19 protein-coding genes and 3 pseudogenes are annotated in these 18,798 nt (G+C 36.8%); 12 read left to right on the top strand and 10 right to left on the bottom strand.

The window, feature by feature from the left end:
• Window positions 1-63 precede the first annotated feature (63 nt).
• Window positions 64-1,705: pseudogene (locus ACLKMH_RS18825) on the top strand (sugar phosphorylase).
• Between the two features lie 52 nt (window positions 1,706-1,757).
• Here the strand turns inward: ACLKMH_RS18825 and ACLKMH_RS18830 are convergent.
• Together ACLKMH_RS18830 and udk are read right to left on the bottom strand one after the other, a co-directional pair.
• The gene (locus tag ACLKMH_RS18830) at window positions 1,758-2,138 is read right to left on the bottom strand and encodes an AAA family ATPase (RefSeq protein WP_413699487.1); all 381 of its coding nucleotides are present in this window, start codon (window positions 2,136-2,138) and stop codon (window positions 1,758-1,760) included.
• Window positions 2,139-2,142: 4 nt separating this feature from the next.
• Window positions 2,143-2,781: a uridine kinase gene (gene udk, locus ACLKMH_RS18835; RefSeq protein WP_413699488.1), complete on the bottom strand. Its 639-nt coding sequence runs from the start codon at window positions 2,779-2,781 to the stop codon at window positions 2,143-2,145.
• A gap of 199 nt (window positions 2,782-2,980) precedes the next feature.
• On the opposite strand from udk, the pseudogene ACLKMH_RS18840 reads away from it, so the two are divergent.
• The 5 genes and pseudogenes from ACLKMH_RS18840 (at window position 2,981) to ACLKMH_RS18860 (ending at window position 6,632) form a co-directional block, all read left to right on the top strand.
• A pseudogene (locus tag ACLKMH_RS18840) lies at window positions 2,981-4,082 on the top strand (site-2 protease family protein).
• 221 nt (window positions 4,083-4,303) lie between these two features.
• Window positions 4,304-5,761, top strand: coding sequence for a HAMP domain-containing protein (locus tag ACLKMH_RS18845; protein WP_413699489.1), 1,458 nt, complete (start codon window positions 4,304-4,306; stop codon window positions 5,759-5,761).
• A 185-nt stretch (window positions 5,762-5,946) separates the two neighbouring features.
• Window positions 5,947-6,240, top strand: coding sequence for a methyl-accepting chemotaxis protein (locus tag ACLKMH_RS18850; protein WP_413699490.1), 294 nt, complete (start codon window positions 5,947-5,949; stop codon window positions 6,238-6,240).
• Window positions 6,176-6,418: a methyl-accepting chemotaxis protein gene (locus ACLKMH_RS18855; RefSeq protein WP_413699491.1), complete on the top strand. Its 243-nt coding sequence runs from the start codon at window positions 6,176-6,178 to the stop codon at window positions 6,416-6,418. Before ACLKMH_RS18850 ends, ACLKMH_RS18855 begins: the two co-directional genes overlap by 65 nt.
• Before the next feature lie 22 nt (window positions 6,419-6,440).
• Window positions 6,441-6,632 (top strand): hypothetical protein, encoded by a 192-nt coding sequence (locus tag ACLKMH_RS18860; RefSeq protein WP_413699492.1) that lies wholly within the window; start codon window positions 6,441-6,443, stop codon window positions 6,630-6,632.
• Between the two features lie 291 nt (window positions 6,633-6,923).
• Here the strand turns inward: ACLKMH_RS18860 and fghA are convergent, their stop codons facing one another.
• Together fghA and ACLKMH_RS18870 are read right to left on the bottom strand one after the other, a co-directional pair.
• The gene (gene fghA / locus ACLKMH_RS18865; protein ID WP_413702396.1) at window positions 6,924-7,763 is read right to left on the bottom strand and encodes an S-formylglutathione hydrolase; all 840 of its coding nucleotides are present in this window, start codon (window positions 7,761-7,763) and stop codon (window positions 6,924-6,926) included.
• Window positions 7,764-7,834: 71 nt separating this feature from the next.
• A complete protein-coding gene (locus tag ACLKMH_RS18870) occupies window positions 7,835-8,965 on the bottom strand; it encodes an S-(hydroxymethyl)glutathione dehydrogenase/class III alcohol dehydrogenase (RefSeq protein ID WP_413699493.1) in 1,131 nt (376 codons plus the stop codon).
• A gap of 277 nt (window positions 8,966-9,242) precedes the next feature.
• On the opposite strand from ACLKMH_RS18870, the gene ACLKMH_RS18875 reads away from it, so the two are divergent.
• The 6 genes from ACLKMH_RS18875 (at window position 9,243) to ACLKMH_RS18900 (ending at window position 13,384) form a co-directional block, all read left to right on the top strand.
• A complete protein-coding gene (locus tag ACLKMH_RS18875) occupies window positions 9,243-10,118 on the top strand; it encodes a LysR substrate-binding domain-containing protein (protein WP_413699494.1) in 876 nt (291 codons plus the stop codon).
• Window positions 10,119-10,270: 152 nt separating this feature from the next.
• Window positions 10,271-10,435, top strand: a complete 165-nt coding sequence (locus ACLKMH_RS18880; protein ID WP_413699495.1) for a hypothetical protein — start codon at window positions 10,271-10,273, stop codon at window positions 10,433-10,435.
• Window positions 10,436-10,445: 10 nt separating this feature from the next.
• Window positions 10,446-11,147, top strand: a complete 702-nt coding sequence (locus tag ACLKMH_RS18885) for a PAS domain-containing protein (RefSeq protein ID WP_413699496.1) — start codon at window positions 10,446-10,448, stop codon at window positions 11,145-11,147.
• 4 nt (window positions 11,148-11,151) lie between these two features.
• Window positions 11,152-12,075, top strand: a complete 924-nt coding sequence (locus ACLKMH_RS18890; RefSeq protein WP_413699497.1) for an EAL domain-containing protein — start codon at window positions 11,152-11,154, stop codon at window positions 12,073-12,075.
• Window positions 12,076-12,088: 13 nt separating this feature from the next.
• Window positions 12,089-12,727 (top strand): CBS domain-containing protein, encoded by a 639-nt coding sequence (locus ACLKMH_RS18895; protein WP_413699498.1) that lies wholly within the window; start codon window positions 12,089-12,091, stop codon window positions 12,725-12,727.
• A 405-nt stretch (window positions 12,728-13,132) separates the two neighbouring features.
• Complete coding sequence (locus ACLKMH_RS18900) at window positions 13,133-13,384, top strand: hypothetical protein (RefSeq protein ID WP_413699499.1); 252 nt, start codon at window positions 13,133-13,135, stop codon at window positions 13,382-13,384.
• Between the two features lie 72 nt (window positions 13,385-13,456).
• Here the strand turns inward: ACLKMH_RS18900 and ACLKMH_RS18905 are convergent, their stop codons facing one another.
• The 6 genes and pseudogenes from ACLKMH_RS18905 to ACLKMH_RS18930 form a co-directional block, all read right to left on the bottom strand.
• A complete protein-coding gene (locus ACLKMH_RS18905) occupies window positions 13,457-13,951 on the bottom strand; it encodes a hypothetical protein (protein ID WP_413699500.1) in 495 nt (164 codons plus the stop codon).
• A gap of 62 nt (window positions 13,952-14,013) precedes the next feature.
• Complete coding sequence (locus ACLKMH_RS18910) at window positions 14,014-14,670, bottom strand: sulfotransferase (protein WP_413699501.1); 657 nt, start codon at window positions 14,668-14,670, stop codon at window positions 14,014-14,016.
• Entirely contained in the window at window positions 14,660-15,424 is a 765-nt protein-coding gene (gene miaE / locus ACLKMH_RS18915) for a tRNA isopentenyl-2-thiomethyl-A-37 hydroxylase MiaE (RefSeq protein ID WP_413699502.1), read from the bottom strand. The genes ACLKMH_RS18910 and miaE overlap by 11 nt, the downstream gene beginning before the upstream one ends.
• Before the next feature lie 199 nt (window positions 15,425-15,623).
• Complete coding sequence (locus ACLKMH_RS18920) at window positions 15,624-15,860, bottom strand: HPr family phosphocarrier protein (protein WP_413702397.1); 237 nt, start codon at window positions 15,858-15,860, stop codon at window positions 15,624-15,626.
• Between the two features lie 563 nt (window positions 15,861-16,423).
• Entirely contained in the window at window positions 16,424-17,617 is a 1,194-nt protein-coding gene (manA, locus tag ACLKMH_RS18925) for a mannose-6-phosphate isomerase, class I (RefSeq protein ID WP_413699503.1), read from the bottom strand.
• Window positions 17,617-18,755 (bottom strand): annotated as a pseudogene (locus ACLKMH_RS18930) (glycerate kinase). The gene manA and the pseudogene ACLKMH_RS18930 overlap by 1 nt, the downstream one beginning before the upstream one ends.
• Between the last annotated feature and the right edge of the window lie 43 nt (window positions 18,756-18,798).

Here is an 18,798-nt window from a genome sequence, read left to right on the forward strand (position 1 = left end):
ATATATAGCAATGTTAATTTAGCAATTAGTTACGAATCAATCAGTGAAGAGTTGATTAAACTAATGCGTTTAGATGATGCCTGTCATCAACCAATTGCCTATCAGAATCACTGGTCCGAAAAAGACATCATTATGCTCACCTACGGCGATAGTGTGATTGAAAATGATCAAAAACCCTTAGTTACCCTGCAAAACTTTATCGATACTTACATAGGCAAAAGTATTAATAGTGTGCATATTCTGCCTTTTTTCCCTTACAGCTCTGATGATGGTTTTTCTGTTATAGATTACTCCAGTGTCAATGAATCACTGGGAGATTGGGATGATATAAAAGTCATTGCTAAAGAACGCCGTTTAATGTCAGATTTAGTTATAAATCACTGTTCTAGCCGAAGTGCTTGGTTCCAGAATTTTATTAGGGGAAGGTGTTGGTCATGACTTCTTTTATACCGCCTTACCAGATGTGAATACTGCAGATGTTGTGCGACCACGAACCTCCCCTTTATTACGAGAGACAGAAACCGGTAAAGGCACACAACATGTTTGGTGTACCTTTAGTCACGACCAAGTCGACTTTGACTTTAGAAACCCTCAGGTTTTAAAAAGCTTTGTTGAAATCATCCGTTTATATCTTGATATGGGTGTGCGTATTTTCCGTTTTGATGCCGTAGCCTTTTTATGGAAAACATTGGGAAGCACTTGCATTAATCTACCAGAAACTCATCAAGTAGTGCGTCTATTAAGAACATTAATTGAACATGCACAACCAGATGCGGTGATTATTACGGAAACTAACATCCCTAATACACAAAACCTGACCTATTTTGGTAATGCTAATGAAGCACATGCTATTTATAACTTCTCCCTACCGCCTTTATTAATTAACACCCTAGTCACAGGAGACTGTTTATATTTAAAACGTTGGTTAATGACCATGCCTCCTGCACAGGATGGTACCTTTTACTTTAATTTCATTGCTTCACATGATGGTATCGGTTTAAGACCAGCTGAAGGTTTATTAGACGATGAAGAATTGTCGACTCTGGTTGATACCATGCAAAATTTTGGTGGTAAAGTTTCATGGCGTAGTACTGAAACGGGTGAACAGAAAGCCTACGAAATTAATATAGCACTTTACGATGCGCTATAAGGCACAATAAATGGCAGAGATCATTTAGGTTTACAACGCTTTATTTGTGCGCATACCATTATGTTTGCGCTTGAGGGTGTACCGGGTATCTATATTCACAGCTTATTAGGTACACAAAACGACTATGAAAAAGTCAAAAATACCAACCAAAACCGAGCGATTAACCGCCATCGTTGGGATTATGATCTGTTAAAAACTGAATTAGATGATAGTGAAAGCCATCATCACACTGTACTCACATCCCTTAAGCAATTATTAAATTTACGTATTAAACAACCTGCTTTTCACCCTAATGCAACACAATTTACTCTGCATTTAGGGCTACAACTATTTGGTTTTTGGCGTCAAAGTCAAAATAGAAAACAGAGCCTATTTAGCATCAGTAACATCACCATGCATAGTATAGAGCTTGCTCTTAATGACTTGAATTTAATTATGACGGAGGATTGGTTCGAATTAATTTCAGGCGAAAAAATAAAAGCAGATCAACTTTCTATTATTCTAGAGCCCTATCAAACGGTTTGGATAAGTAATATAGAAACACCTAAAACATAATAATATCAGCTTAATCAATCAAGGAGAGCTGTCCTTGATTGATTAAATTTGATTAATCTTGCCATTGCCTTTGCATTTTCTTAATGGTTTCAGCAGGCACCCCATGAATGCTTTGATATTTTCCTGTGCAGACCTTAATCACTAATTTTGCCTGATATTGTTTCGCGAGATTCCTGTAAGTACTCATCTCCCACTGTTTTACAAACGTATTTGAGATAACAACACTTTTATTTTTCTTTAAAAGAGACTCGCATTCTGTTTCACACCATAGATGTGCTTTCTTTAATAAGCTTGGTTGGAAAGTATAAACACCGGCATTATCTAAAAAATACATATCAGCTTCTAAATGAACAGCATCCATTTTACGTGCAAGCGTGCTTTTACCACTACCTGGTAAACCTCGGAGTAAAGTTAAGGTTAAACCTGAGGACACACTATTACTTTCCGAGTAAATAACGAATACGAGATTTTAATAAATCTGTGGCAATACGATTCTTACCACCGCGCGGAACGATAATATCTGCATGTTGTTTAGAGGGGTCAATAAATTGCATAAACATCGGGCGAACCGTTGTTGTATATTGTTCAATAACCGAGTCCATACTACGGTTTCGTTGTGCTATATCTCGCTTTAAACGACGCATTAAACAGATATCTAATGGCGTATCAATAAAAATACTCACATCTATTTGATCACGCAAATTGGCATCGGTTAATAACAGAATTCCCTCTAAAATAATGATTTTTTTAGGAGTTAATGTGATAGTTTCAGATAAACGAGTATGCTCTGTATAACTATAAACGGGAATATCAACAGCCTGTTTGTTTTTAAGATCAACTAATTGCTGACATAATAAACCATGGTCAAAGGCCTTAGGGTGATCGTAATTAGTTAAAACACGTTGATCCATTGAAAGATGAGATTGATCTTTATAATAGGCATCTTCAGAAATAATGCCAATTTGATCAGTTCCTAACTCCGCACATAACTCATCAAAAATAGTGTTTGCAATCAAGCTCTTACCTGATGCTGATGCCCCTGCAATGGCAATCACGACACAATCTTTAGTATTCAATTTTTCTCACCTTATTTTTTACATGATTCAATAATTTATAAAAGCGCATTGTACAGGAATTAATCCTTAAATGTGTTCAAGAAAAATCAACATTTTAAAAATTTACGATTTATTTTTGCATCGATTATGACTTATATCTATTGTGGATCATGGGTATAATCTGACACCAATCAATACGCATTATAAAAAGAGATAATTTGTGGAATTATTAAGAATCGATTGTTTAGGAAAAGAATTAAGGCTTGAAGGTTCTATGGCTGGATGGCAACAGCTATTTTGGGGAGACACTATAGTCGCCGGCAAAAATGCTTCAGAAGACAACCAAGGCGCTTTTACGCATGAGTTTCAATTAAACCACCAACAAGCTGGAGAAAGTGAGCCAATCACCACCACAATTCGCTTAGAAATAGATTTAACATGGCAACCATTTCTAATTAGTTACCGTTTATTACATGAACAGGAAGTATTGCAGGAAGGTAGCCGAAATACTAAAGATATTGAGCAACAGAAACCTGTTAAGCCAGCCCCCGTTCAGCGAAAAATAAGCATCATTGGTCTTGCTTCCTTAGGTTTAAAATTACTTAAAAGCGCAAAGGTCATCAAAGTCATTTTAGTAGGTGCAAGTTTTGCGACTTACTCTTGGTTATTTTCATTTCAATTTGCATTAGCGTTAATTGCCTGTTTAGTATTTCATGAATATGGCCATATTAAAGCGATGAAACATTTTGGTATGAAAACCAAAGGCATTTATTTAATTCCCTTTATGGGAGGCTTGGCACTTAGTGATGAGAAAATCAATACGCGTTGGCAGGATGTTGTTATCTCTATCATGGGACCTTTCTTTGGTTTAATAATGTCGATTTTAGCACTGCTAGCCTATTGGCTGACCGATGAGCCCTTTTTCGCTGGCTTAGCGACTTTTAACGCGTTACTCAACCTGTTCAACCTATTACCTATATTACCGCTTGATGGTGGCCATATTTTAAAGAGCATTAGTTTCTCAATGAACAGCACCGCCGGATTAGTCGCTTGTATTGCAGGTGCAGCTGGTTGGTGTTTTTTTAAGTTACAGCCTCGGACTCGCATTACTTGGTTTTATGCTACTAATTGGAAGCGTAGAAATAGTGTTTGAATGGAAAACGCGACATCAAAGTCACCTTCTCCCCTTAGACAGATATGGACAATTATTTTCTACTGCTTGGTATTTTCTAACGGTTGGTGCTCTTATTGCAATTATCTGGGTGTTAGCTGATTCAGGCGATGAAATTCTCAGTTTACCTTTAAAAATATTACAAAGTTAAATTGAAGTTTAATAAATTTCTCAATGGATAAGTAAAGAAGCTCAAACGTTTTGCTTATCCACCTTTAAAAATGTATGTATCTACCTTTCTCTTCAGCGACTCTCTAAAAACTTTCAAAAATAGAAATTAAAAATTTGACCAAACTCACGTTTTGCTTCTACACTTTTTATTGGATCACTTTCCTATGATTTGATTTCTTTCTATTTTACTTGGACATTTGTATGAGACTAAAGCTAAAAGTTATTTTAGGAGCCGGCGCATTAGCGGCTATTCCCGTTATTATTGCTTGTATTACCATTGGCTTTATTGCTTCTAAAGAAAGTCAGGTTGCTTTGCAACATGCCGCAGAAGAACACCTTGTTGCAGTCCGCGACCTGAGCAAGGAACGTGTTGAAGACTACTTTTCAACTATTAACCAGCAAATATTAAACCTGTCGCAAAATCAACTTACTATTGATGCGGCCAGTTCATTTAGTCTCGGCTTTTCTCGTTATAAAAAGCAGGCTAATGCAGATATCGCACAATTAAAATCTGAATTAAGCCAATACTATGAGAATGATTATCTTAATGAGTTTAAAAAACGTAACAATGGAAAGTCGATTGATACACTAGCTTGGCTAAATCAACTAAGTGATGATGCCATCGTATTACAACACAGTATGATCCAAGCGAATACAAATGCCTTAGGTGAAAAAAACAAACTCACTGATCTGGAAAACTATTCCAGTTATAACCGTTCCCATAAAATATTCCATCCTAGCTTTGATTATTATTTACAACAGTTTGGTTACTACGATATTTTTATTGTAGACAGTGAATCGAGTAATATTATTTACTCTGTTTTTAAAGAGCTGGATTACGCCACCTCTCTTACAACAGGCCCTTTTAAAAACAGTCAAATAGCAAAGGTTTTTAACCAAGCAAATCAAGCTGATGACCCTAGTTTTGTTGCCATCAGTGACTTTGTACCTTATTTGCCTTCTTATAATGACCCTGCGGCTTTTATTGCATCACCTATTTTTGAAAATGATCAAAAAATTGCGGTGCTTATTTTCCAAATGCCAATTGATAACATTAACAAAGTAATGACTCACCACCATCGCTGGCAGGAAGTAGGATTAGGCGCTTCTGGTGAAACTTATTTAGTCTCAGAAGATAAAACATTACGCTCTATGAATCGCTCGCTAATCGAAGATAAAAACAGCTATCTGCAAGCATTAAAAGAAGCCTCTGTGAGTAACGAAATTATTGAAGTCATTGATGCTAAAACCACCAGCATTGCTTTACAGCCAGCAAATTCACCAAAAATTGAAGATGCTATTAATGGTGAAAGTGGTATAAATATTTATACAGACTATCGAAATACGCCACTGTTATCAGCCTATGCGCCACTTAAAATTAAGGGGTTAAATTGGCTTATTCTCAGTGAAATTACAGTCGATGAAGCCTTTAATTCCGCAAAAGAATTAACCAATCACATTTTAGTTATATCCATTGCAATGACAATTGGCTTAGTTATCGTAAGCCTTATCATTGGTTTCTTTTTTGCTAATGCCACTACTGCACCGATTATTAAACTGAGTAAGGCTATTAACGATATTCAAGTAAATTCTGATTTAACGAAACGTTTAGAGGTCACCTCAAATGATGAAATTGGTATGGCGAAGACAGTCCTTTAATTTAATGTTAGAGAAATTTCATAATGATATTTTACAAGTTTCTAAAGCATCCTTAGAAATCGCCACAGTTTCAGAGGAAACCTCGGTTATTAGCAAACAAACCAGCAGAGACTATTTTTGATCAAAAAAATCAAACCGAACAAGTCGCCACTGCTATAACACAAATGAGCTCTACGGTGCAGGAAGTGAGCCTAAACATCAGTAATACAGCGCAGGCATCTGAACAGGCGAATAAGGAAACTGATACTGGCCGTAGAATGGTTGAATTAACGGTAGAAGCAATTAATGATTTATCAGAATACATCGAAAGCTCATCAACTATCATTCATCAAGTAGGCCGTGATAGTGAAAATATTAACAGTGTTATTGATGTGATTAGAGGTATTGCAGAACAAACTAATCTATTAGCCTTAAATGCGACGAATAGAAGCAAGAAGAGCAGGCGAGCAAGGCCGAGGGTTTGCAGTTGTTGCCGATGAAGTACGTACCTTAGCGGGGCGCACACAACAGTCGACACAGGAAATTCAAAGCATGATTGAAAATCTGCAAACAGGTGCGCTAAAAGCCGTTAAATCAATGGATGAGAGCAATGACAAAGCACACGCTGTAGCAGAACCAAGCAAATCAAGCAGGCACCTCATTAACTGTTATCGCTGAAGCTGTTGCACGTATCAATGAAATGAGCACACAAATCGCCAGTGTCGCTGAGCAACAAAATGCGGTTAATGAAGACATCAATAAAAATATTATTAGTATTAACGATCTCGCAGAGCAAACGGCAACGGGAGCTGAAAAAACCACTAGCTCCACACAGAAACTTAGCTTGTTAGCGGAGCAATTAAATTCAATGGTTAAGGAATTTAAAGTATAAAAGGATTGAAGGCTGGAAAGCTGGAAAGCTGGAAAGCTGGAAAGCTGGAAAGCTGGAAAGCTGGAAAGCTGGAAAGCTGGAAAGCTGGAAAGCTGGAAAGCTGGAAAGCTTGAAAGCTTGAAAGCTGGAAAGCTGGAAAGCTGGAAAGCTGGAAAGCTGGAAAGCTGGAAAGCTCGAAGGCCGGAAAGCTCGAAGGCTTGAAGGCTCGAAGGCCGGAAAGCTGGAACCTTAAAGCCCTAAAGCCTTATAGCCTTATAGCCTTATAGCCCTACAGCCTTAAAGCTCGAACCCTTAAAGCAAATATTCTGCATGAAACGTAAGATGATCATCAATAAAACTACTGATAAAAAAGTAACTATGATCATAGCCTGGCTGTAATCTTAATTGTAAATTCAAGTTATTTTCTTTAGCAATTTTAGCTAAAACCTCAGGCTTTAACTGTTCAGTTAAAAACTGATCTGCTTCACCTTGGTCCACTAAAATCGGTAAATTAGAACCCTTTTTCAGCAATTCAGAGGCATCATAGGCAAGCCAATCAGATTGCTCATTCCCTAAATATTGCCCTAAAGCTTTCTTTCCCCATGGGCTATTAATGGGATTACAAATTGGGCTAAAGGCGGAAATAGATTGATATGCTTGCTGATTCTTTAATCCAATTGTTAAAGCTCCGTGCCCACCCATACTGTGTCCAGAAATAGATTTTTGAGTACTAACTGGAAAATGAGCTTCAATTAATGCAGGTAATTCTTGGGTAATGTAATCATACATTTGGTAATGTTTATTCCAAGGTGGTTGTGTTGCATTAACATAAAAACCAGCTCCTAAGCCAAAATCATAAGTCGCATTTTCATCATCAGGTACACCTTCGCCACGCGGGCTAGTATCGGCGACAACAATGACAATACCGAGCTCAGTCGCTTTTTTAAAAGCACCTGCTTTTTGCATAAAGTTTTGATCATCACAGGTTAATCCCGACAACCAATAAAGCACAGGTACCTTATTCTTTTCACTCGCCTTCGCCGGCAAAAAAATGGCAAATTGCATGCGACAATTAACAGATTTTGCATCATGTTGATATTGTTTATGCCAACCACCAGCAACCTTATTCTGACTAATATTCTGTAAATTCATCATGACTCCATAAATTCCTGAAAATAATAGACTCTTTCAAAGATGAAAGAGTCTAAATAAACCATTAATCATTACTTAGCAAAATGAATAACACTTCGAATACTCTTACCTTCATGCATTAAATCAAAGGCTTCATTAATTTTCTCAAGTCCCATGGTATGGGTAATGAAATCATTTAAGGCAAACTCACCAGCCATGTAACGTTCAACTATTTCTGGTAACTCAGAGCGCCCTTTTACACCACCAAATGCACTACCGCGCCATACTCGACCTGTTACTAATTGGAATGGACGTGTTGATATTTCTTGTCCAGCACCAGCAACACCAATCACAACAGACTCACCCCAACCTTTGTGACAACATTCGAGTGCACTACGCATCACATCCACATTACCAATACATTCAAAGGAATATTCAACACCGCCATCGGTCATGTCAACAATCACCTCTTGAATTGGCTTATCGTAATCCTTAGGATTAATGCAATCTGTCGCACCTAATTTTTTGGCAAGTTCAAATTTACTCTCATTGATATCAACACCAATAATGCGATTTGCTCCGGCCATTTTAGCGCCAATTATTGCAGATAAACCAATACCACCTAAACCAAATATAGCAACATTATCACCGGCTTCTACTTTAGCTGTATTTAGTACAGCTCCCATACCAGTTGTCACACCACAGCCTAATAAACACACTTCTTCTAAGGGTGCTTCTTTACTTACTTTAGCTAATGAAATTTCTGGTAATACCGTAAATTCGGAAAATGTTGAACAGCCCATGTAATGATAAATTGGCTGACCATCTTTATAAAAACGAGTTGTACCGTCAGGCATAAGACCTTTACCCTGTGTTTCACGTACTGCACTACATAGGTTGGTTTTTCCTGAGGTACAAAATTTACACTTACCACACTCAGCCGTATAAAGTGGGATAACATGATCCCCCACTGAAACACTGGTCACGCCTTCACCAATTTGTTCCACAATACCGCCACCTTCATGGCCTAAAATCGCAGGGAAAACACCTTCAGGATCTTCACCAGATAAAGTAAAGGCATCAGTATGACAAACACCAGAAGCCACAATACGTACTAAAACTTCACCTTTGCGAGGTAACATAACATCAACTTCTTCAACAGAGAGAGGTTGATTTGGGCCCCAGGCAATTGCGGCTTTCGACTTAATAAATTTATCTGTCATTGGAAATCTCCATTTTAGTTGTTGGTTTGATATGCCCCAATAAAGTAGACATGGGGTTATAGTTGTTCGAGGCTAGAAGCTTACGACTCGAAGCTTTATTCGCTTAGTCTCGAGCTACGAGCATTGAGCCTCGAAATTATTAATCATTTTTTTGATATGGATAGATTATAGTTTACAAAATATAAGTAACAATCCCGTAAAAATACAAAACTTAATTACATATTTGTAATAGTATAATAACGTAAGTACATCAGCAACAAAACGAACAGGATAATAAATGGATAATTGGTTAGGCATTAATGAATTTGTCGCAGTGGTTGATACTAGCAGTTTTACTAAAGCGACAAAGCAACTCAATACCTCTGTCGCCCAGGTCAGCCGTAAGGTCGCTAGCCTAGAGCAAAGGTTATCTACTAAATTGTTATTACGAACCACACGAAAAATTACAGTAACTGAAGCAGGAGCCCATTACTTTAAACATTGTCAGAGCCTCATTGAGGGCCTAAAACAGGCTGATCTTGCCTTATCCAATCTATCACAATTACCTAAAGGCTTATTGACTGTTACTGCACCAATCACCTATGGAGAACAAATAATTTCACCACTGCTAAATCGCTTTATGAAACAATACCCTGATCTCAAACTAAAATTAATTCTTTCCAATCAAACCTTAGACCTTATCAAAGACAATATTGATTTAGCTGTTCGCATTGGTTATTTAGAAGACTCAACCATGATGGCTAAAAAACTCAGTCAACGACAATTACGTGTTTGTGCATCACCTGATTATATCGAACAATATGGAACACCCTTTAGTTTATCTGAACTGCAACATCACAACTGCTTAATTGGCAGTTCATCCCTATGGGCATTTCAAGATCATGGTAATGAACGTAATATTCGCATTAAAGGTAATATCACTTGTAATAGTGGTTTCGCTTTATTAGACGCCGCAATTAAAAGCATTGGCTTAGTACAATTACCTGATTATTATGTTGATCAAGCGTTGAAAGAGGGAAAGCTTATTGAATGCTTAACAGCCTACCGCCCTCCCTTACAGAAAATATGGGCTATGTACCCTAATAATCGTTATCTATCAGTAAAAGTCTCTTTATTGATCGCCTTTTTAACTGATGAATTAAGTAATGAGTAAACTATTGATTAAAAATCAAAAAATATAATTTCATTTAAGATCATGATCTTACTATGAAAATGTTTTAAATATGATATCTTTACTAAAACAACCCAAGCACATGAGACAGGCGACTTTAAAGCTCATTGAAACTTGATAGGTAATTCATTTTTATGACAAATACTCAGCCCTATTCTGATATAAACCTTGAACAATTAATTTTACATTGGCAAGTTGACCTAAAATCAGGGCTGTTTGAATGTGATGAAAAACTCATTCAGCTATTAAATCCAGAAAAAAACTGTTTAGACTTACCTCAATTATTTGCGTACCTTTGATCGCCGTCGCGTGAATGAGTTACAAGACTCTTTTAAAAAAGTTATCGAAGCACAGGCATTATTTACCACTTCAATATTGATTAACATTTTTGATAAACGTTATTTAGTTAATTTATCCATCGATTATACAAAAAATAAAAACAATATTATTTTTGGAAAAATTGATTTCTTAATGGGCTTCCCTAGTGTTAACGAAGAAGATGAACTGGTTAAAATTTTATTTAACCGCGCTAGTAATGCCATTTTAATTACAGATAAAGATCATGTAATTATTAAAGCCAATGAACAATTCTTAAAAAATTCAGGTTATAAGCCAAACGAACCGATAGGTAAACAGGCAAATATCTTAAAATCAGGGCAATACAGCCCAGAGTTCTATAAAAAACTTTGGCATATTGTTGATAAAGAAAAAATTTGGGCTGGTGAAATATTAGTAAAAAACAAACATGGCGAAATATATGCTCATGATGTCAAAATTCAACGTATTGAGCTTTCTCAAAACAACCACTTTTATATCGCTGAATCAAAAAAACTAGATTACTCTACACAAATTCTAGCTAATAACCCCTTAGACCTTAGATTGAGCCAAAACTGCTTATTATCAAAGGAAACTTTCATTGAAAAAATGGAAGAAAAGTTTACCTCACTTTCCTCAGAGGAAACCTTAGCCGTCGCGAGCATTCAATATTACCCTGTTACAAAAAGTCAGTGACTCTATGTTAAAATGGCTACTTTCGCGACGCTTCTCTGAATCTGATTCAAGCGGTTTTATTGGCGAAATTAGCCACGATATTTTTATTGGCATGTGGGTTGTTGAAAAAAGTGCCGACCAAGTAAATAACCTTATCCAAAATATGTTAAGTGTATTAAGCGGAGGTGCTCAGGAGAATCAGTTAGACTTCATTTCTATTATCAATATGGGAGTTTCCGTACTTTATGTTGATGCAAAAAGTACACAACAATTAGTTGCTCACAGTGTACAAACCTTAATTACTAGCCCAAACAAAAATGCCTCAACGATTAATTATTTTGATCCTCGCCTAGCAAAACGTTTTAATCGAAGAAAAACATTATCAAGATTATTACATCAAGCATTACAGTCTGATCATCTAGAAGTTTATTATCAACCAATTGTAGATATTAAAAGCATGCGTATAGTGAAGTTTGAGGCATTAATGAGGCTCAAACTAGACACTGATATTGAATACGATACTCAAGAGTTAATTGAAATTGCCGAGCAATATGGCTGGGTTGATAAAATTGATATGGCAGTCACTAAGATTGCATTAAAGGATATTAAAAAAATACGTCAACATTATTTGATAGATGATATTGGCATTACCATTAATCGCTCTCTGTCAAACGATAAAATTTCCAGTTGTTGTCTAAAAGACACCTTAACGGTGCTCTCTAAGTCCGATATCGACCTAAATACAGTAACTATTGAGTTAACAGAGTCTGCATTATTCGACAACCTTAACCAACAGCGTGTTTGGGTCGAAAAAATAAGAGCAAAAGGCATTAGCGTTGCATTAGATGACTTTGGTACAGGTTATTCTTCCTTTACATACTTAAACAAATTACCAGTCAATATCGTTAAAATTGATGAGATCATTTGTCACCGACATTACACTAAATAGTAATGAATATTTGATGATTGAAATGTTATGCCGTTTAACTCATAAAATGGGTGGTAAAGTTATTGCCGAGGGTATCGAAACGGCTAAGGAATTATTACTATTATCCCGTGCTAAAGTCGATATGCTACAGGGTTATATTTTCAGTAAACCACTCAGCTTAGATAGTATTTTGAGTAGTTCTAGAAACCCAATTAAATCAGAATTAATGCCACTTTGTTTTAAACCACAGAGTGTTATTGCTAATGAAATTATGCAAACAGATTTTATTACGATTTCCTCAGATGAACGTTTATTAGAGGCAAAACAGGCCTTTAAAGAGCATTCAGTAGAGCATTTACTAGTTATAGAGAAAAATAAATGTATTGGCGTCCTAACAAAGGCAAACTTAGATAAAGTGCTTAGCCCCTACCTTGATACAAAAAGTGAACAACAACGAGATTTGCTTACATTAGAGAAACGTGTCCATCAAGTTATCAACAAAGCCTTTTTTGCCTTTCAAGATACAACTGAGATCACTGAAATTGAAGAAGTATTTTTAGAAAAAGCCAATGAAGTGATTGTGCTTAATGATGACTTAGGTCATTGCTGTGGAATTATTACTGCCAAAGAAATATTAAATCATCATCATAGATGCAAACTCGAAGCTCTTTAGCATTTGCCATCTATACCCGTTACCAATCAAGGTGCTTTGTTCAGTCGCTAGTTCGGACAGTAAAGCAAGGCGCAACATGATGACCTCTCGAGCGATTAACTAAGTTAATCCTCTGCCGGTAGATGTAAAAACAAGTATTTACATCTTAAATGGCTAGCCCTTATCGAATGTTGCAACGCTGAATTGCTTTTCGAACTAACGACCCATAGGGCAAGTTTTGAGGCAAGCATCTTCGTTGTTAGAAAGTATTGATTTAACCAGTTAGATCTTCAACTTTCTGCCTAGAAGCTACTCACCTCAAAACTTGCTGAACTTTGCATCTTGAATGATAACGGGTATATTAATAAACACCGTAACATTTCGTGTTTTACAAAACCAAAGTAGACATTCCAAAGAGAAACAAATATGAAGCAAAAAACCGATATCATCACCAACCTTGAAGAGCTAGAAACATTTTTAGTTTCTGTCGAAACTGGCGGTCTAGGATTAACCAATGTAGCAGGAGTTGCAATGGCAACCAATAACAAAGATGGTCGACGTTTTGTGGCTGTTTTAGATGATAACCAACAATTGATTTTATCTCGCTGGGTAACGGAAGAAGTTTTTCAAACTGGCCAGGATAGAGTTCGATTTGGACCAAATCATAGCAAGCATTAAACGGCCTGAAATAGACCAGACTTGATGCTAACCAGAAACAAATTTAAGGTGAGCATCAATCTAACTAACAACTTAGTGGAAATGTACGTCTTCACCGGTAAAAGTGGTTAGCACTAATTCACTTGGATTATAATCATCTTCATTACCTGCGATATAGCGTAAATGCTCCCAGGTTAAGATGTAAGCTAAATATAAGCGTTTAATACGTTTAGAGCGAATATGCTTATCTTCAATTAACAAACTACCAGAATAGCCTTGCAAATTTTCAATAATATTCACAAAACGTAACCAACGTTTATGTTTCGTTTTATGGTCAATAGCATCTCCGACTGCTAAATAAAACGCTTCTAAAGCAGACCAGAATCGACCGTTAGTTTCTGGATTATTACTTTTCCTACCCACTTTAATTGCCTGAGTAAAAGTATAAGCAGTTAAGCCCTGTGATTGCAGGTAATCAGATAATTGTACCTTCAGCAATTCAAAACCTTGTTGCAAAATTGCATTTTCAGATAAGTAACTTTCGTTTCTTAAGTTTTGTTTTAAAAAATTATCTAAATCTTGGTTCATTGGTTTTCCTAAATTTTTGTCATTGGATGGGTTAATACCATTAATGCCATCAAAGTAAAAGCCTAAATTTGGTAATCAAAAAATTTGCGATGATTTTTACCTGCACTTAGGCTACTTATTTTATTTTTATGCTTATAAGCTTTCCAATTTGATACTTGCGAACCTTGATTAAGATGCGGAAATGCTTGGTTGTTTTCATCGGAATGTTCACCGTCGACTTCTAAAAACCTCATCAAGGTTGCTAAACTACGAGGTTCACTGATATTAATCGATAATAGATCTTGTCGATTTTTAAAATAGGTTTCAACTTGTTTCTGATGATTATTATAACAATAACGTAAATGCTCATCAGTTATTACATTAATACGAGATAGCTCAAAGGTTTGCTCAAAGCTACGTTTTAACACGGGATTAAAATGCCCCGTTTTAGGCTGTAAATGAGGCGCCATTTTGCTTAATAACCTTTGCATCGAAGGTAGCCACAATGATAACTCTCTTTGTAAATACACAAATTTAGAACCTGGGAATAACCGGTCTAATTGCTGATAATCTGAAAAACAAGGGCAATCAGAGATAACCTCTGCCAATTCAAATGTGCGTTGTGTGAAAGCGGTATGAGCGACTTTAAAGCCTTTCTCTAATAACGCCACACTAATACTAGTTGTGCCCGTTCTAGGCAAGCCAATAATAAATATTTTTGAGCACGGCTTAAGCGTCAAAGGGAACGCCACTGTGAAACTTAAAATTGTTATCTGGTGCCAAAATCAACTCTGCTTCTACTTTCCCAAAGTGTACGACTTTCTCGGAAATATCTTCCTTTGAGATGGATTGAGCAAGTGACAAATAATCTTGATAATGACGTGCTTCCGAACGTAATAACGACACATAAAAATCGCCCAAATGCTTATCAAGATGTGGCGCTATTTTGGCAAAACGCTCACAGGATCTAGCTTCAATATAAGCACCGCAAATAAGCTTATCAATTAAAGTATCCGGCTCATGAGTTTTAACATGTTTTAGCATGCCTTTCGCATAACGTGATGGGGTAATGCTGTCATATTTAACACCATAATGATCCATCATTTCCAGCACCTGATAAAAATGATGTAACTCTTCTTTAATTAATAACACCATCTTATCAATCAAATCTTGCCCATAGGGAGAATCAGATTTTGCTAATACCGATTTAGTGAGTTTATTTTTAAGTGCTAAATCACGCCAATCCCCTTCTCTTTTGTAAATAAATTGTTCAAAGGGTTTCAATAAAGCTAATAACGCATCCCCACTTTCTTTATCAATCGCATACTTACGAATTAAATACATCGCCGATTGGGCCGCTTTTAATTCACAGACTAAGTGGTCCAATAACAACATAGGAAAGTTTTCAGGTTTAATCGCGACTTCAATCCAAGCATCAGGAGTTTCGCATTGTAGAAATGATTTAATCGGGGTTAATAGCTCACTATAGGGCACTTTTTTCTCTCTAAACTAAATAACTAATTAACAGATACTAACACACAAATGACAGTGACTTTTAATATGAATCAGGGAAATAAAGAAAGACAACATCAGTAAAAAGAGAAATGAAAAATAGAAATGAAAAATAGAGGAAGTTTTAGACAAGGGATAACTCCGTATAAACAGAGTTATCCTAATTATTACTCAGTAATAACTATTCAAGCGTTGCCATTACTGCAACTAATTCGTCCACTGCTTTCTGTTCATCTTCGCCTTCTGCTTTGATATTGACAGAAGTACCCTGCACTAGACCAAGAGTTTGTAATTTAAATAAACTTTTAGCACTTGCTGATTTTGCGCCTACTTCAATAGAAATATCCGAAGCAAATGTTTTAGCTGTTTTTACAAACTGAGTCGCAGGGCGAGTTCTATACCCGTTATCATTCAATATGCAAAAATCAGCAAGTTGTGAGGTGAACAGATTCTAGGCGTAAAGGTGATGATCTAATAGGTTAAATCGAGACTTTACAACAACGAAGATGTTTACCTCACAACTTGCCCTGTGGGTCGCTAGCTCGAAAACCAATACGGCGTTGCAATATTCGATAAAGGCTGACCATTGTCATCATATTGCGCCTTGTCTTGGAGTCCGAGCTAGCGACTGATAAATGCATATTGATTGGTAACGGGTATTAACCGTTTGGCGCTGTAATAGTCACTGTTTTTTGATACATATAAAATTTCCTTTAATTTAATTTGTAACTACTCAGGCCGTCGCTATTTAAGCCTATTTCTTCGTTGAAAAATGCTCACAAATTCATCGGGAATGAATTTGAACATCCACAGGATGGCCCATAGGGCGGAGTACAGGACGTACGCAGTCTTTAAACCACTAAACTGCGCTTTTTCGCCTTGAACTAAGCATAAATAGCTTAGCCCTGAGCATTTACGTTTTTATTTTGGTAAAAAGCACTCAGTTTTAATGGGTGCTGAATAGATACTTTAATTTAAATATTAATTGAAAGCTCTGGCTAATAGCGCATCGCCTTGGTATTCAAATGAAATGGCATTGTTTGCAACAAACAATGATTCACCAGGTTTCAAAACAATGGTTTCATTATTACTGCTAATACTTGCTTCACCCTCAATACAAAACAGGATTTCTGCACTTCTCACAAACTGCTGTTTTTTATTTTCATTTGAAGTAATGATTTCAAAGGCAAAATCATCAACAGGGATCGGATAACCTAATTTATTCCCCATAGAAACCGGTGCTAATTTAATATCCTCTGGCTGAATCGAATCAAAGCGGGTATTAGCAATAAGTTCTGCAACATCAATATATTTAGGAGTTAATCCAGCCCTCAGTACATTGTCAGAGTTGCCCATTATCTCAAGACCGGTTCCTTTGATATAAGCATGAGGTGTTTCGGCATGTAAAAACATAGCTTCACCGGGCGCTAATTCAACCACGTTAAGCATTAATGGTGCAAACAGGCCGATATCATCAGCATATTCATTTCTAAATTCACAGCTCAAAGCAAATGCTTCACGTGCAAGCGCTGTTTTAACCCTTGATTGACAACTGATTTGTAGTTCATCTAATGCTTTTTGCTTACGCTGGCCATCTAAGTTCATTACAGCAGTAAAAAACGCTTCTAAACTATCTGCGTTAGGTACTTTAATTAATTCACTTAATTCATCAGTTAAAGTATTTATATTAGCTTGCTTAAATAACGAAATAACCTCTTCAATAGGACGAAAGCCGTTCATTGCTTTATAGAATGTTAACGCATAAACCAATTCGGGTTTATGGTTAGCATCGCGATAATTACGGTTACTAGCAGTAACAGGAATACCTAATGCATTTTCACGCGCAAAACCTTCCTGAGCACGACTTAAACGAGGATGTACTTGAATAGATAAGGGTTTTTGAGCGGATAATACTTTGAATAAATAAGGTAAATTACCAAAACGTTGATGTGTATATTGTCCAAGCACAGCACTCGGATCATTATTAATTACATCTGATAATAATTCACCGCTGTTAGCGACCTTAGAGCAACCATTAGGATGTGCGCCCATCCAAATTTCAGCTTGAAATTGGTCATTAGGATTAGCAATACCAAATAACTCTAATAGTGCTGTTTTGCTACCCCAAGGGTAATCTTGAATAACATTATCTAATTTAAAAATTACATTTTTCATTATATTTCCTTGCCGAGTTTTAAGATAGCGGCAATATTACGAGCGGTACGTGTTAGGTTTTTATCCGCTTCTAGCAATACTTGTTGTAAATTTTGAGGGCTACGAACCGTGCCAAAGACCCCGGTTATTTTTGAATAAAGTGCTTCGACTTCTTGGCCAAGCGAGCCAGCAATCGCAATCACAGGAATACCACTCGCTTGTGCTCGCTTAGCAATACCATAGGGCGTTTTACCCTGCAGGGTTTGATTATCCATTTGCCCCTCTCCAGTAATCACCAGATCGGCACCAAGCAATAATTCATCCGCTCCAACAGCATCAAGTACCATTTCAATACCGGGTTTAATTTGCACATCAAATAATAATGACAAGCCCATCGGCGTGCCACCAGCGACCCCAAAACCAGGAGTATTAGTATGATCAATCCCCAATATTGGAGTCGATATTTGTGCAAAATTCATAAGCGCATTATCTAATTGGTCGAGTAAAGGCTGTTCAGCACCTTTTTGAGGTCCAAAAATATAACTCGCTCCATTTTCACCACAAAGTGGATTATCAACATCACAGGCAATGATTAATTCTATCCCTTTACAACGCGGATCAACCTCTGTGAGATCAATAGTTTGTAACTTTTGTAATGACAAACCGCCAGTACCAATGGACTTTCCTTGAGCATCTAAAAGCTTTCCACCTAAGGCTTGAACAATACCCGTGCCGGCATCATTGGTTGCGCTTCCACCTAGGCCAAGAATGATTTTTGTTACGCCAAGATCCATGGCATGTTTAATCAACTCACCAGTACCAAAAGTTGTGGCAACGGATGGGTCACGTTGTTCTGGTTTCAATAAGTCTAATCCAGAAGCTTGAGCAACCTCAATTAATGCCGTGCTATTATTATCAACTAAGGCCCAATGTGCATTCACGGGTGTATTTAAAGGACCACTAACCTGGTTGTATTTTTTTCACCTTTTAAAGAATCAAGTAAAACATCAACCGTCCCTTCGCCTCCATCAGCCAAAGGTAATTTAACAAACTCAGCATCTTTAAATATTTCAGAAAATCCCTTTTCGATACAACTTGCAACGGCCATTGCATCAAGGGATTCTTTAAAGGAGTCCGGTGCGATTACAATTTTCATCATTTCACCTTATAGCCCCTTATTATAAGAGGCATTCAATTAAATT

The organism is Psychromonas sp. KJ10-10 (assembly GCF_047323245.1).
GTDB lineage: Bacteria > Pseudomonadota > Gammaproteobacteria > Enterobacterales > Psychromonadaceae > Psychromonas.